Below are 15,794 nucleotides of genomic sequence, written 5' to 3'. Positions count from 1 at the left end.
CCGCATATGGCTTTGAAACCCGGCACCATCGAAGACGTCGCCGGAAGTATGGCCGAGGAAATGGAGCAGGTTTTCCGCGAGACCCTGCCATCCGTGGTTCCCGGCGCGGACCCGGGGAGGGGCGAGGCGGAACGCCGACTCCTCTTCGTTGCCGTTGCACAAGGCGTAGTGAGGCATCTGGCGGCGAATCCCGATGCATTCAAAGTGGGGGTCTCTCTCACCGAAGGAACGGGAGAGGTCACTGAGATCCAGGCAAGTTGATCCTTTGATCTTTCGACTTTGCCACTCTTCGGCTTTGCACCCCCTGGAGGTGTCCCATGTCAACCACGATCACCGCTGTCCGCTTTCCTTTCGCGATCGACGACCGTCTGGGACGTCTCGCGCAGGAAAATGACTATGAGCAGTACATTCGGCAGCTCATTCGCCAGGTGTTGTTTACGGCTCAGGGGGAACGGATCAATCGTCCCGACTTCGGGGCTGGTGTGAAGCGGCTCGTGTTTGCACCCAACAGCCCGGCGACGGCGTCCCTTGCCCAGACCTTGATTTACCAGGCACTCACCACATGGCTGGGAACGCTCATCCGCACCGACGACGTGCGCGCCGAAGCCAATGAAGAGAAGCTGAACATCACCATCGCTTACACGATTCTGGCGAAGCAGGAACGCCGGTTTCTCAACGTGGAGGTCACCATCTGATGGCCAGTGAAGACAGGTTGACCGCCTTACTGGAGCAGACTGTCAAGCGTGTCACGGGGATCGACTTTGTGCAGGTCGTAGACCCCGCCGACCAGACGGTGCTGCATGTGTATTTCCTCCTGAACCCTGACGAACTGGACGATCCCATCGTCAGCACGGGACTCCTCCCCGTGGATGTCACGACAGAGTCGGTGCGCATTGTCAGCACTTCCGGCGGGGAACAGTTCGCCGAAGTGCCTGTGGTACGCGCCACCTACCGGCAGGTGAGCCTGGACGGCGAGGCGCGGACGGTGCTCGAAGTGCAGACAGCCCACCCGGGAGACTTCTCCATTTACAGGCTGACCCTCATCGATGAACCCAAGCGACGCATCGACCACTTTTTCAATGGGGTCACCTTCAGCTTCAAGCAGGGATGCCCCAGTGATCTCGACTGTGAGCCCTCGGAAGCACTCTGTCCTCCGGAGGACTTCGTCGACTTTCCCGTCGATTACCTGGCCCGAGATTTCACCAGTTTTCGCAACGCCCTGCTGGACTATGCCGCTCAACGCTATCCCCAATGGACCGAGCGCATCGAGGCCGACGCCGGTGTCATGCTGGCGGAAATCATGGCGGCGCTGGGGGACGAGCTGTCTTACATCCAGGACCGCTACGCCCGTGAAGCCTACCTGGAAACAGCGGGTCAGCGGCGGTCGCTCCGCCTGCATACGCGTTTGGTGGACTATCATGTCCATGACGGGCGGAGCGCCTCCACGCAGCTGGACCTGACGGTCAAACAGGCTGTCGGCGGGGTTTTTGTGCCTGCCGGCGGCCGAGTCTGGGCTCCCGGCCAGGGCATTCCGCCCATCCCCTTTGAACTGGGCGAGGGGCTCGCAGACACGACGGCCGACGGAGGCGCTCCCCGAACATTCTGGGTGCACGCCGCATGGAATGAAATGCCCGTCCACATTCCCGACATCAGCCGACCCTGCCTGCCGGTGGGCTCCACGGAGCTTTTTTTGCTCGGGCACTTTCCCAACGTGAGCCAGGTACCGACCGGCGAAGATCCTCTGAAGTTCTGGCTGGGCAAACGCCTGCTCATAAAGAGTGATCCCAAAGACCCTTCGGTGCCTGCACGACGTCACATGCTCCCGATCGTTAATCTAGAGCACCTCACCGATCCATTGTTTCTGGATGAAAACGGGGACCCCATCGCCATCACCCGCCTCCGATGGGATGACGCCCAGGCGCTCCCCTACGAGGTGTGCCTCGAAAACGCGGTGGTGCACGGCAACCTGGTGGAAGCCACGGCCGGAGAAACCATCACGGAATTCTTCAGCATTCGCGGCAACGCGAACATCCCCCCGAACAGGACCGTGGCGAAGGCCGTCGAGCGCCAGGGCCCTCTCGATGCCATGACGGGCCGGCGCAGTGTCACGTTCCTCCACTCTCTCGCTCGAACAGAAAGCGACGGCATGGGGCGGCTGGGGGAGATTCCCGACACACGCCCCGAAATCGAGGTACAGGAAGTGAACCCCGCCGACCTTCAGCCCCTCGGTACACCCCAGGTCTGGGAATGGCAGCACACCCTGCTCGACGCGCGGGGCTTCGATGATGCCTTCACCCTCGATGACGGAGCATGGCGCCGCGTGATCGGATTTCGTCGCATAGGTGAAGTCATTGAGCACAGGGACTATGCAAGCGGGTCCGGATTTACGATTCGCTTTGGCGACGGTGAGTTTGGGAAGACCCCGCCGGACGAAACGGTTTTTCGGGTGCGCTATCGCACCGGGCCGGGCTCGAGAGCCAACCTGGCAGCCGACACCGTCGTGTATCTCAGAAACCCTCTGGACGCGGCGCAAGCCGACCTGGCAGCCCTGCTGGACGGGGTCACCAATCCACTGCCCATTACAAACGGTGTGGATCCGGAGGATCCCGAGGTCGTCAAGCAGGTGGCTCCTGAAGCCTTCCGAGCCGTCACATTCCGTGCCGTTCGCTCGGAGGACTACGCCGAGATGGCCGAGCGACTCCCGTGGGTGGAGCGGGCCAACACTCGCTTTCGATGGACCGGAAGCTGGCTCAGCACCTTTGTGACGCCCGACCCGCAGGGATCCTTCGAGCTCAGCCCGGAGAGGCGAACTGAGCTGGAAAACCAGATGGAATGCGTGCGCCAGGCCGGTCGTGAAGTCTACGTGCGCAACCCGCGCTATGTGAACGTCGACCTGGAAATCACCCTCTGCGTCGAACCGTCCGCCTACCCCGGGCAGGTGCAGGAGCGCGTTTTGGAAGCATTGGTGGGGCGCAAAGGCGTGCTGCCCATCAAGGGATTCTTCGATCCGGACCATTTCACCTTCGGCACGCCCCTGCGCCGAGCGGCGCTGGAAGCGGCCATCCAGGAAGTTCCCGGCGTGCGCGGAGTTGTGGGCATGCGCATCCGGGCACGGGGGATCACCGATTGGCGTGACTTCAATGAGCTGATTTTCCCGGTTCAACACGACCAGGTGATCCGCCTGCAAAACGATCCCCTGTTCCCGGAGCGCGGATCAGTGCGCATCCTCACGGGGATCGAGGGGTAAAAGGCAAAAGGTCAAAGAGTCGAAGAGTCAAAAGATCTTGAGCAGGTCCATGTGGCTCCTTCGACATATGGACTCTTAACCTCCTGGATTATGACTTTGAGACCTTGGGCTTTGGACTTTTCGACGCTTCGACTTTTAGACTTTTCACTTTTCGACGCTTTCTCTCCAACCAGAGGATTTGTCCCATGAGCCTATGTTGCCCTTGTGACACATTGGAGCATCCGAAGAAGCCCGACATTCCGGCGGGTCTGGTTGCATTGCCCCGGCAGCCGGCCGGGTTTCCCGAATATCGACTGGCCATGCTCCGGGATATTCCCACCCATGCCCCCCTGGCGGGATGGCGGGCGCGAACGGGGGAAGACCTGGGGATCATGCTCCTGGAAATGTGGGCCTATGTCCTGGATGTCCTCGGCTTCTACGACGAACGCATCGCCAACGAAAGCTACCTGCGCACCGCGCAGCTACGCCCGTCCCTTCGCAAGCTCACGGAGCTCATCGGATATCTCCCCCGTCCCGCCCTGAGTGCGTCCGTCCGGTTGGCGGCCATTGCCGACGGCGTCAAGGCTGTCAAGCTTCCTCCGCGGACGGGCTTCCGCTCCGGCGCCTTCGACGGCGAGCCCCCCCAGGTTTTCGAGACCGAAGCCGAGTACACGATCCATCCCCTCACAAACCAGTGGCCCCTCGGTCCCGTGCGGGAACCGTTGCTCGGAAGCGAGCTGCTCCTTGAGGCCGGGGCTGAGGCTCCCGCCAAAGGTCAAATGGTGCTGTTCCGCTGGACCAGCGGGAGCGGCACCACACTTCAAGGGGGACGGGTCACAAACCTTCGCACGGTGACGGCCCTGGATGGCGCAAACTACATCAAGATGGAGGTGGAACCGGCTCCGAATGTGGACGCGACCATCGAACTGGCCGCTGTTTCGATCCTTTCTCCTTCATCGAGTGCCCATCCCAACCTGTTCACGGCAAGTCCGCTTTCGGGTCGGACGGGGATCATTCTCGATGCATTCTACCCCGGGCTCGCGGTGGGGGATCCTGTCCTCATCCAGCGGGACAATACACTGCATGCCACCTTTTTGACGGATGTCACACGAGTGGATGTGGTCGTCGGCGGCACCAACGGCGCTTCGGACAGCGCCCCTGCGCCGACCCTGCCGGTCAGCCGCATCACCATCGGCCCTGCCATGCCCGACGGCTGGGAGGACCACCCCGAACGTCTCGTCATCCATTTTGGGATGATGGAGAGCGGAAAACCGACTCGACCCGCCAAAACCCATTTGAACGCAGCAGACTTCGCAACACCCGGTATGCGCATCCAAGGGCTTGCTGAGCCGTTCCCTGATTCGGTCACCGAGCCAAGCGAGCTCCTGCTGTTGGATGCGGTCGACAATGGCGTTCCGGTCCAGGGCTCGGTCCCCATAGACGCAAACGGTGCAGGGAGTGTCCTGCTGGCCGCCGATACCAAACCTTTCACGCCGGAACTGCGCACACCGGTGACTGTTTTCGGCAACATTGTCAGAGCGACGCGGGGAGAAAGTGTCTACAACGAGGTCCTTGGCAGCGGGAATGCCGCTCAGGAGTTTCAGGCGTTTGCTCTTGCCAACAAGCCTCTCACCTACTTCAACGATCCTTCCGCCGCCGATGGCCGCCGCAATACCCTGGAAATTCGCGTCAACGGAATCCTCTGGAAGGAGGTGAGGAGCTTTTTCGGGACCGGCCCTCACGATGCCGTTTACATCGTCCGCCAGAACGATGCCCAGGAGAGTGCCGTCACGTTCGGCAATGGAATTACGGGAATGCGGCTTCCCTCGGGCATCGACAACGTCACGGCAACCTACCGGTTCGGCGCCGGGGCTGCCAAGCCCCCTGCCGGGGGAATCAGCCAGCTTGCCAAGCCTGTCCAGGGGTTGCGGCGCGTTGTGAACCCGGTGGCAGCCGGGGGCGGTGCCGACGCCGACCAACCCAGGGACATCGCCAGGAATGCACCCACCAGCGCCCTCACATTGGGCCGCGCCATATCCCTGGCGGACTTCGAGGCCCTGGCACGGGAATTCGGCGGAGTCATCAATGCCGGCGCCGAGTGGGCCTGGGACGAGGCCAGCCAGGGGGCAAAGGTGAAAGTCTGGTTCATTTCCAATGGCGGCGACATCGGCCCTGAGCTCAAGGCCTATCTCATCGGTCAGGCCGACCCGAACACCCCCCTTGTGACGGAAGAAGCCAAGGAGCAGCTGGATGCCCAGGGGCAGTCGTCCCAACTGGTCTTGGACCTGGAAATCGACGGACGGTACAATACGGACAGGGTGAGCGAACAGGTCAAACAGGTGCTGACCAATTCTGAAACCGGCATTCTGGCCCTTGAAAACATCTCCATCGGTAGCCCCATTTTCTGCAGCAGGATTTTCGAGGCGGCCCTGAGCGTCGAGGGCGTCCTGTCGGTGCGCGCCATCTCCGTGGACGGACAAACCGCAACTTCAACCATCAGCGTAAACGAAGGCTCTTATCGCAACTTTCTCGCCACTCTCGTGATCAACGCCACCCATGCTGAATCGCTTCAGCCAGCGGCTAACAGCTAACGCCTAACCGCACAAGGCGAAAAACCATGGCAACCGAAACCGACAGCAACGCATTGGCCCCTGCTCAGGACGAATTCGAGCGCTACTACACCGAGAAGATCTGGGACTGGATCCCGGCGGTCTTCAAGGAAGAGGACGGTCTGGCGGCAAGGCCCGACGTCCTGCGCTCCATCGTGGAGATCCTCGCGCGCCAGGCTGCGGTGGCTCGCCGCAGCATCGACCGGCTGTGGGAGGACCAGTTCATCGAGTTTTGTGACGACTGGGCCATACCCTACATCGGCGACCTGGTGGGCACCCGCCTGGTGCATGAGCTCAATCGCCGGGGCCGGCGCGTGGACGTGGCGCGCACGATCTTTTACCGAAGGCGCAAGGGAACGCCCCTCGTCATGGAATTGCTCATCCGGGACATCACCGGCTGGTCCGGTGTGGTCGTCGAGAGCTTCAAGCAACTGGCACGCGCGCGCCACGGACTCGACCCCGAGCCCGACGCCTTTGCCGGCCTCGTCACACAAGCTCCCCCCGGAGGCTGGGCCAGGCTCCCCAGCGCCCATGGGGCCGAGCTCGTGGACGGACCCTTCGATGAATTTGCCCACACGCCGGATTTCCGCCAACCTCGCGGTAAGTTAGGTCGTTATAATATCCCGAAGTTGAACTTTCACCTGTACCGCCTCTTACCGTTTGAGGTCAACTTCGCGACGGCGGCAAATTTTGGCGACAACCGGTTTACCTTTGATCCCTCGGGCCGCGATGTTCCGCTCTTCAGCCCCGACCAGCGGACCGACCCCGAGCGATGCCATGCCGTGCGTGAATGGGAGCTCCCCGCACCCATCCCCTGCCGACTGCTGGGAGCGGCAAGCTACGTCATCACCGATGCCCTCCTCGACGACCTGATGGAGGGTGGACTCCCGCAGGATGCCGCGGAGGAGCTTTCGCGCTACCTGGGCGTGGTGTTTCGGGACGAGGTACGGCTGAGAGTAACTCTTGAAAGCCTGACCCATTCCGCGGCAATCCTTGTGATGTTTGACAGGATACTCGCCGGGGCTATCACCGAGGATTCGCCCAAAGCCCATCTCATCCCCAGCACCATCCAGTCCGACCCCAGGGCCGTTGCCGTCGCCGTGGGTGCGGACAGGGACTCGATCCCTGTGGAGCACCAGAGGATTGCCGCCGGTAATCTCGAAGACTGGGGAACGAGCCTCGGGACGCTGCCGCCTGAAAAGACGCTGGTGATCGACCCCGAAAGAGGCAGATTCTGGTTTCCCTCGGATCCGGGCGGTCAGGTCTGGGTGCCTGCATATCACTATGGCTTCTCGGGAAATATTGGCGCGGGGCCCTATGACAAGCGGGATGCCCTCGTCAGTGGGACTGTAACGGATCTTCCCGACGGCGACCCGGGCGACCCCGGTCCGGTGGCTATGAGCCTCCCTGTCCCGCCCCTCACGGGAGTGTTTCAACTCGGGAACAGCAAGACCTACCGGCCGGACGGCGATATCAACGGCATCGACAAGCTGACCCTGCAGGCCGCCAATTTCGAGCGCCCTTACGTCGAGCGGCTCACACCCGCCGGCACGGAGTGGGTGTTCCGCGCCGAGCCCAAAGCGGCCGTACCGCCGGGCGAATCCGAGCCTGAAGAGAACCTGCGGCATCTGGCATTGACGGGCTTGTGGGTGGGCATCGAAGAAGATGGGGCCGCTCCGGGCCCCGAGCCCTGCCCCCCGATTGCCGCCGCACTGGTGCTCGAGGGCGTGTTCGACCGGGTCGTCATCAGTCATTGCACGCTGGATCCCGGAGGGGAGAAGGCCCGCACGGATCCCGGTCAGTGCCGGGCGATTCCGTATGTGCGGCTGCTTGTACGCGGCAATGTGGAGGAGCTCGTGATCGAGTCCTCCATTGTCGGCCCCATCCTTGAGGACGAGGCTGCGGGGAATCCCGGCGCGATTCAGAAGCTCTTCGTGCACGATTCCATCGTGCAAAGCATCGATGCCGCATGCCCTGCCATCGAAACCGACCTGGGCGAAGTCGAACTGGAGCGAGCGACCGTATTCGGAGACGTGGAAGTCAACCGGTTGTTTGCAAGCGAAGCCCTCATCCAGGGCGTAGTGAAGGTCACGGACAACCAGCACGGATGCTTCCGATTCAGCGCGACTCATGACGCTCCGGACAAGCGGTTGCCGCGGCAGTTTGAATCCCATCTCTTCGAACCGGGAATTCCGAATCACTGCTTCGTTTCACGACGCTTTGGGGATCCCGGGTATGGGCAGCTCAGCGAAACCGCTCCGGCAGAACTGGTTCGCGGAGCCGAAAATCGCTCGGAGATCGGAGCGTTCAACAGCCTGCTGAATCCGATCAAGTTGGACGATCTCAAGGCGAAGGTGAACGAGTTCATGCCTTTCGGGCTGATCGCGCAATACATCAACGAAACCTAAGGACAACGACTATGTCAGCAAAAGACATCTCCAGGTTCCTGTTTCAGCCACAGAAGCGGTATTCCAGTGTTCGGATGCAGCAGGGGCGCGTGATTCTGGATTCGGATTGGAATGAGTCCGAACGGATAGACGACGAGGAAGCGCGTCGCATCCAGGCGGAAGTCATCTGTTCCAGGGGGACGCCCAACGAAGGCTTTCTCGTGACCGGCATGACGGAAGCAACGGTAACCGAGCCGCCCGGGCCGGGGGAGGAATTCCCGACGACCAAGGCAACATACGACTTTGACTGGGGAGACGGAAGCTTTTATCTCTGCGGCCTGCGATTCGAAACGGATTCAACCTTTGCCGAGCGTTTCCTGAAGCAGGCGGACTGGCTGCAGCTGGATGCCGATCTCCAAGACCTCCCCTCTCGGCCGCAAGTAGCCGACCTGACCAATCCCAACGGGGTCAGCCGGGAACGGTATGACTTGGTCTACCTGCGCGCCTGGGAGCAGTGCGTTACGGCGGTTGAGGACAGCGAACTGCGCGAGCGGGCGCTGGGAGGCCCGGACACTTCGGTGCGCATACGGCGTACACGGCGCGTGGAGGTGCTTCCGGACACCCCGGAAGACTGCACCGAAGCCTTTGAAGCCCTCAAAATCCAGCTGACGGCAAACGGAGCCGGGACCTTCGACGAGGCGGGCTGTGAGCTGCTGTCCAGTGCAAGGCTCACGGTCACCTTTACAACGGACGGCAACAACAACCTGTGCAGGCCGAAAGTCGTATCCGGCTACCTGGGGGCGGAAAACCAGACGATTCGCGTCCAGCTCACGGCCCCTGAGCGCTTCATCTGGGGTTATGACAACGCCGCCCCCTTCTACCGGGTGCAGGTGCTGCCACAGGAGGGCTTTCTCGTCAAAATCAAGTTCCTGACCCTGCCCCGCGATCAGGTTGCCCAGCCCCTCAAGGGCCAGGCCGTGGAAATCCTCCCCTGGGAGGCGCTGCTGCCTAACCAGGAGAAAGTGGCCGAGCTCCGGGGGCATCTTGCCACCGTCGCCACCAGCTACGATCCGGACGACCAGACGCTCACCATCGCCACCCCTGTTCCCCAGGAATGGGTGAACTGGCTGGATGACCCGGCTCACGCCGATTATTTGAGCGACCGCGACCCGGAAGACAGGAAGAAGTATTTCTACCTTCGGCTCTGGACGGGCGGTTCAGGCGAATCGGCCCAACCGGACCATGGGTTCACACCCGGCTCTCCCGTCCAGCTCGCCGGCACCGGCTTGAACGTCACTTTTTCGACTCCGGGCCTGCCGGGAGACTACTGGATCATCGCCGCCCGCCCCAATACCCCCGATGAAGTGGTCCCGTGGGAGCTCAAGAAAGAAGCACCTCCCGCAGGCACGCGCTTTTTCTTTGCACCCCTGGCCCTGGTCCGATGGTCCGTGACGGGTACGGCGCCGAATGAGGCCGTGACCTCGAGCGTCCACGACTGCCGCCACAGGTTCCGGTCGCTCTGCGAGATGAGCGGATGCTGCACGATCATCGTAGGGGACGGCCACGAAAGCTTCGGGGACGTCAACTCGATCCAGCAGGCCATCCAGATGCTGCCGCCATCCGGGGGCGAAATCTGTATCCTGCCGGGCACCTACCAGGAGCGCGTGGTTCTGGAGCACTGCAAGGACATCACGATCCGCGGGTGCGGGTCGAGAACACGACTTCTGGAGCCGGAAGAGCCGACCGATCCGGTCATCGAAATGCGCGACTGCCAGAACATCGCCATACGCTCCCTGTCTGTTGTTGCCGCCTCGGTGCCCGGCATCCTGTTGCAGGGCGACCCCAAGCTTCCCGTCGAGCACATCGTCCTGGAGGAGCTTGAGCTCACCTGCCGTGACCGCAGTGCGGTCATCGGGCGCGGGGGCCGATTCATTTCGCTTCTGAACAACCGGGTGAACGTGATGCAGCTGGCTGAAGCCCTCGGCGATGATGCGACCGTGGGCCGCCAGGCTGCAATCTTCCTGACGGGAGAGGATTTGCTCATCGAAGAGAACCGCATCGTGGCGAGTCCTGGTAACGGGCGCATGCGGACACCGTTCGGAGGACTCCACATCGGCGGCGGTTCGAACCGGGTCGAGGTTCGCCGCAATCTCATCGAGGGAGGAAACGGGAACGGCATTACCCTGGGCAGCTTTCGCTTCGTTCCGGCCCGGCAGGTGGATGATTTCACGAATTTTATGGGGATCGACGCGAACCCCCTGTTCGGACTCACCCTCATCCTGGGGGAAAACGGCTGCATCCACGTCGACCCCAATCCACCGCCTCCCACAGGGGACGATGGAGAGCCCTTGGTTCCCGTGGCGGATGAAGGCCTCAGAGAGGTGCGCATCATCGACAACGACATCTCCCGCATGGGAGCCAGCGGCATCAGCGTCGCACGTTTCTTCGACCTTGCCGCTCAACCCGATTTCATCACGGTCGACCGCCTGACCATCGAGGAGAATCGCATCCGCGACTGCATGCGCCTGGAGCTGGTGGAGATCCCTCCCACGCTGCGGGAGTATTCGGGCTACGGAGGGATCGCCCTCGCCGACGGAGAGTACCTCGTCCTTCGCAGCAACAGCATCGAGGGAAACGGCTCGGAGCAGCTGAGCCCCATTTGCGGAGTGTTCATCCTGCATGGCGAAGGCATCGCTCTCGACGGCAATCGCATTCTCCACAATGGGCGTCCGGCCGATCCCGAAGTTTCCTCACTGCCGGGCCAGAGGGGTGGGGTGATCATCGGCCTGGCACGACCCCGCACCGTGCCGGTGGCTCCCTTCGGCAGCAGATTCAGTGGGTCCCGCCAGGACGGGGTTCCCGCCGTCCGCGTCCATGACAACATCGTGGTGTCTCCCGAGGGGCGGGCGCTCAAAATGTTCGTCGTCGGTCCCGTGTCTGTCGAAGGCAATCAGCTGACGGCCCACGGCAGCAACTCCCTGAAGCGGACACCGCTTCCCGGCGCCTCGTCGGGAGCGACCGGCTTTGACGTGACCAATGCCGCCAAAGTACCTTACTCCGTCCGATCGAGGACGACAAACCCTCTCGCCGCATTCCTCGACATCCTGGGCGGAGCGGTGGTTTCCATCGTCAACCTGGGGGTTTCCAACGAAATCTATCTGCAGCTCATCGGATTGAGCGGCCTGGGCCTGGTGGACCGGTTTTCCGATCCCACCGGGAAGGACGACGACGCACGGCTCTTCGCCAACGGCAACATCCTGTTCAACGACAACCAGGTGGTGCTCGACGCCTTCGGGCCCGTTGTGACCCTGAACCTCTGCTCTGTCCTGCTCTTGTCGCTGGATGATATCTCCATGAACGGCAACCAGTGCGACTGCGATCTCGCTCTGGACCTGGTGGGCACCAACGCCCTCGTCATGGGATGGTCCATACGAGTCGCCGACAATCGGTTCAAGGAAGGATTTTTCAATGCGTTTCTCTCCGCTTTCACCATTGGATTGATGAATTCCACGACCGATAACCAGGGAACACATTGCTTTGTGCGGGTAGGTGTTCCGATCCTGAGCGTCCTCGAGCCCAACCGCTCGCTGGTGGAGTATTTCAACAAGAGCGCCTGCGGACCTTTCGCGTCGGCCCACGCAAAGCTGATGCAAAGAACCGGCATGAAAGAATTGGAAAACCAATGACCTTCGAGAGAACTGAATCGATCCTCAGCATCAGGGAGAACACCTACCGTGGAAAAAAATCGTTGCATCAACGATGAGGAATTTGCACAGCAGGCGATCGATGTGCCTGCCGCGGCGGACCGGGTTCGTCTGGTCGCCCTGGATCATGCCGCGATGCTGGCTTTTGCCAAGGAGAGGAGTCTGCGCCGCGAGCTGGCCATCCAGAAGGCACGGCTGGGGAATGATGCGCCGCAGGTCAAGGACCTGGCGGAGCGGGTGAGGCTGCAGCAGGTCCTGCGGGTTCAGACCGCGGCGGAAATAGAGCGCGGGGAAACTGTCGCTCCGGAACGGCAGAGCGGCATCTTTATTCTGCACGGCCGCGTCGTAGACCGGCAGCACCTTGGTCAGGCGGGGCTCACGGTGAGTGCCGTTGATCGCTCCGGTCGGCCTCAGACCTACACATGCACCGACGCGCGGGGCTATTTCAAGATGGAAATAGCCGTTAAGGAGGCAGCGCCCCAGAGTGAGCTGTTTTTGCTCGTCTCCAAGGACGGAGCGGTGCTGTATCGGGGAACGGAAGCTCACTCCGTCGTGTCGGAAGGCATCGTCTACCGTGAGATCGTCCTGGGTGGAGAGGCGCCCGAGCAGCCCTGTCCACCGCCTCCGGAACCCCAGCCCGATAGAGTCAGGGTGCCTGACGTGGTGGGGCGGACCGAAGCCCAGGCCCAGGAGCTCATCAAAGCTGCCAAGCTCGGTATCGGTGAGCGAACGACAAGACCGGCCCCGAACCAGGTGGGGCTCGTACTTGCCCAGAGTCCCAAAGGCGGTGCACAAGTCCCCATCGGGACGGCCATCGATCTCACCATCGGCGTGGCCAGGATGGTAACGGTCCCCAATGTGATCGGCCTCAAAGTGGAGGCCGCCCGGGAAACGATTGCAAGAGCTGGGCTTGCGTTCGGGGTGGCCAGGGAGCGGGAGTCGGATCGACCGGGCTTGGTCCTGGAGCAGGACCGCGAAGGCAATAAAGAGGTGCCGGCCGGTACCCTCGTGAACGTTGTGGTGGGCAGGGCGAGGTGAGCTCCAGGAACATCCTCCTTCGGTCGGGAATAGAACGAGATATCATTATAAATCTCTAGAAAAAGGACGAGGTTGAATGGACCATGTGAATGGCGCATACAGGCTCCTGGTGGGCGGGGAATGGATCACGGACGATCAGACCATGCCGGTGATGGACAAATATTCCGGGGAGGTCATGGGCACCGTTCCCGTGGCCTCCCGGGAGACCGTGGACAAGGCGATGGATGCCGCCTGTGCGGCGTTCCCGGGCTACTCCGCGTTGCCCGCTCACGCCAGGTCGCGAATTCTGGAAAAGGCCGCCCGCCTCATGGAGCGCCATGCCGAGGAAATCGCCACCCTCATTTGCAGGGAAGTGGGAAAACCCTGGAAATACCCCATGGGAGAGGTCTCGCGAGGAATCGAGACCATGCGGTTCGCCGCCGAAGAGGCCAAGAGAATTCACGGCGAAACCATTCCCCTGGACGCCAGCCCCACGGGAGAAGGGCGAATTGGCTTTTACCTCCGAAAACCCGTGGGAGTCGTGGCAGCCATCACTCCCTTCAATTTCCCCCTGAACCTGGTCGTGCACAAAGTGGGGCCCGCCCTGGCCGCCGGCAACACGCTTGTGCTGAAACCGGCTTCCATGACCCCTCTCACAGCCCTGCGCCTTGGGGAAATCCTCCAGGAGGCAGAGCTCCCCCCAGGTGTTTTCAATGTCGTTGCAGGGTCGGGCGGCACCGTCGGCGACTGGCTCGTGACTCATCCCAGAACGGCCAAGGTTTCCTTCACGGGCAGCCCCCCGGTGGGGGAAGCTATCCTCCGGAAGGCGGGCCTCAAGAAGGTGACCCTGGAGCTGGGAAACAATTCGGGGACCATCATCGAGCCCGATGCAAACCTGGACGACGCCATTCCCCGCTGTGTCGTGAGTGCCTTTGCCAATTCAGGGCAGGTCTGCATCTCCCTGCAGCGTCTCTACGTGCACAAAGATATTGCGGCAGAATTTTCCCGGCGATTGGTGGAAGCCACGGAATGGCTGAAGGTGGGGAACCCCCTGGAAAAAGACTGTGACGTGGGTCCCATGATCGACGAAGGGGAGGCCGTCCGGGCGGAATCCTGGGTACAGGAGGCCGTCGCCCAAGGGGCCAAAGTGCTCGTGGGCAACCGGCGTGAAGGCCGCATCTTCTACCCCACGGTGCTCACTCACGTGAACCCTTCCATGAAGGTCATGTGCAACGAAGCCTTCGCGCCCGTCGTATCCATTTACGAATACGACAGCTTCGAAGACGCCGTGCGCATGGTGGACGAATCCCTCTATGGCCTGCAGGCGGGCATTTATACCAGGGACATCGCCAAAGCCTTCTACGCAGCCGAGCACATCGATGCCGGCGGCATCATGATCAACGACACGTCCCTCTTCCGAGTGGACCACATGCCTTACGGCGGCAACAAGATGAGCGGGCTCGGGCGGGAGGGGGTCCGATTCGCCATCGAAGAAATGACCAACATCAGGATGGTCGTCATCAAGCCGTGACCGGCGCACTCTTGGACCCATCATCGGCCCCTCGCCGCCGCCCTGGTATCCCGGATTCACAGGGGCCCCCCACTTGGCAAAGGCCGCAGGCATTGACGGCAAGGCCGTAATGCTTTTCGACGTAAGATCTCGACACCCGCCGGATGGATGGCCCCTTCCAACCAATTGCTACCTGCCATATCCCTTCCCCATGCGTCCTCTCCATTCTGTCTGGAGAAAAACCGGTACGTAGTTTCGCCGAACCCTTTCAACCTGTTTTTCATTGCTGATCATGTCCCTTGCAGGTATCATAATTTTAAGTATTTTCAAGAGGCTTGCTGCCAGTACATGGCAAGAGTCTCTTCCCAAGCCCAACCCCCCGGAAAGGTTTCCATGTACTGGTGGCTGATCGATATCCTGGTGGTATTCTTCCTCGTGGTCCTCAACGGCATATTTTCCATGGCGGAAATTGCCATTGTCTCGGCACGGAAGGCCAGGCTGGAACGTTGGGCGGAAGAAGAATTGAGGGCGATCCTCGAGGAGGCGGCCGAAGCAGGGGTCATCGAAGAAGGCGAGCAGGACATGGTGGAGCGCGTTTTCCGACTCGGCGATCGGCCTGTGGGAGTCCTGATGACGCCGCGACGAAAGATCGTGTGGCTCGATGTCAACGATTCCCCTAAGAAGATCCAGCATAAGATCCTGGAGCACTCCTTTTCCTATTTTCCCGTCTGCCAAGGCAGACTGGCCAACATCATCGGCATAGCCCGCACCCGGGATTTGCTCGTCCGCAGTCTCAAAGGACAGCCGTTGAATCTGAAGGAATGTGCCGAGCCTCCCCTATTCGTCTTCGAGGGAATGCCTGTCGTCAGGACCATGGAGCTCATGAAGGAGTCGAGCCGGAACACTGCCATCGTGGTCGATGAATATGGAGGGATCGAAGGCCTGGTTACAGTTGACGATATCATGAAATCGGTTTTCGGCGAAATTCCCTCCGGGCGAGACTCGCGAGAGGGGCGGATCATCCAGCGCCACGAGGGATCCTGGCTTGTGGATGGAATGATTCCCCTCGACGAGTTGAAAGATTTCCTCGACATCAAGTCCCTGCCGGGAGAAAAGGCTGGGCATTTCCAGACGCTGGGAGGCTTCATGATGTCGTCTCTCAAGCGGATCCCCACGACCGGAGACCATTTCCAATGCTGCGGAGTCAGCTTCGAAGTGGTGGACATGGATGGACACAGAGTCGATAAGGTCCTGATCGAGCGCTCCGAGCCGAACGGTTCGAAGGAGGGCGGGATTTAGACCGTTGCTCCCTGACGCAACCTTCCATATGTGATCTGATAT

General features: G+C 61.3%; 9 protein-coding genes. All 9 read left to right on the top strand.

Features of this window, described 5'->3' with window-relative positions; translation table 11 throughout:
• Window positions 1-6: 6 nt before the first annotated feature.
• Window positions 7-261 carry a C2H2-type zinc finger protein gene (locus MWC30_RS02080; protein ID WP_244082491.1) on the top strand — a complete coding sequence of 85 codons (255 nt, stop codon included), beginning with the start codon at window positions 7-9 and terminating at the stop codon, window positions 259-261.
• A gap of 56 nt (window positions 262-317) precedes the next feature.
• The gene (locus MWC30_RS02075) at window positions 318-695 is read left to right on the top strand and encodes a GPW/gp25 family protein (protein WP_244082490.1); all 378 of its coding nucleotides are present in this window, start codon (window positions 318-320) and stop codon (window positions 693-695) included.
• Complete coding sequence (locus MWC30_RS02070) at window positions 695-3,247, top strand: hypothetical protein (protein ID WP_244082489.1); 2,553 nt, start codon at window positions 695-697, stop codon at window positions 3,245-3,247. Before MWC30_RS02075 ends, MWC30_RS02070 begins: the two co-directional genes overlap by 1 nt.
• A gap of 185 nt (window positions 3,248-3,432) precedes the next feature.
• On the top strand, window positions 3,433-5,817 hold the full coding sequence (locus MWC30_RS02065; RefSeq protein WP_244082488.1) for a hypothetical protein: 2,385 nt from the start codon (window positions 3,433-3,435) through the stop codon (window positions 5,815-5,817).
• Window positions 5,818-5,843: 26 nt separating this feature from the next.
• Window positions 5,844-8,243, top strand: coding sequence for a hypothetical protein (locus tag MWC30_RS02060; protein WP_244082487.1), 2,400 nt, complete (start codon window positions 5,844-5,846; stop codon window positions 8,241-8,243).
• A gap of 11 nt (window positions 8,244-8,254) precedes the next feature.
• Window positions 8,255-11,908 (top strand): DUF6519 domain-containing protein, encoded by a 3,654-nt coding sequence (locus tag MWC30_RS02055; RefSeq protein WP_244082486.1) that lies wholly within the window; start codon window positions 8,255-8,257, stop codon window positions 11,906-11,908.
• Window positions 11,909-11,956: 48 nt separating this feature from the next.
• Window positions 11,957-12,964: a PASTA domain-containing protein gene (locus MWC30_RS02050; RefSeq protein ID WP_244082485.1), complete on the top strand. Its 1,008-nt coding sequence runs from the start codon at window positions 11,957-11,959 to the stop codon at window positions 12,962-12,964.
• A 76-nt stretch (window positions 12,965-13,040) separates the two neighbouring features.
• On the top strand, window positions 13,041-14,474 hold the full coding sequence (locus MWC30_RS02045; RefSeq protein WP_244082484.1) for an aldehyde dehydrogenase family protein: 1,434 nt from the start codon (window positions 13,041-13,043) through the stop codon (window positions 14,472-14,474).
• A gap of 372 nt (window positions 14,475-14,846) precedes the next feature.
• On the top strand, window positions 14,847-15,752 hold the full coding sequence (locus tag MWC30_RS02040) for a hemolysin family protein (protein WP_244082483.1): 906 nt from the start codon (window positions 14,847-14,849) through the stop codon (window positions 15,750-15,752).
• Window positions 15,753-15,794 lie beyond the last annotated feature (42 nt).

This window comes from Desulforhabdus sp. TSK, assembly GCF_022836495.1.
Lineage (GTDB): Bacteria > Desulfobacterota > Syntrophobacteria > Syntrophobacterales > Syntrophobacteraceae > Desulforhabdus.
This window is presented reverse-complemented; position numbering and strand designations above follow the sequence as displayed.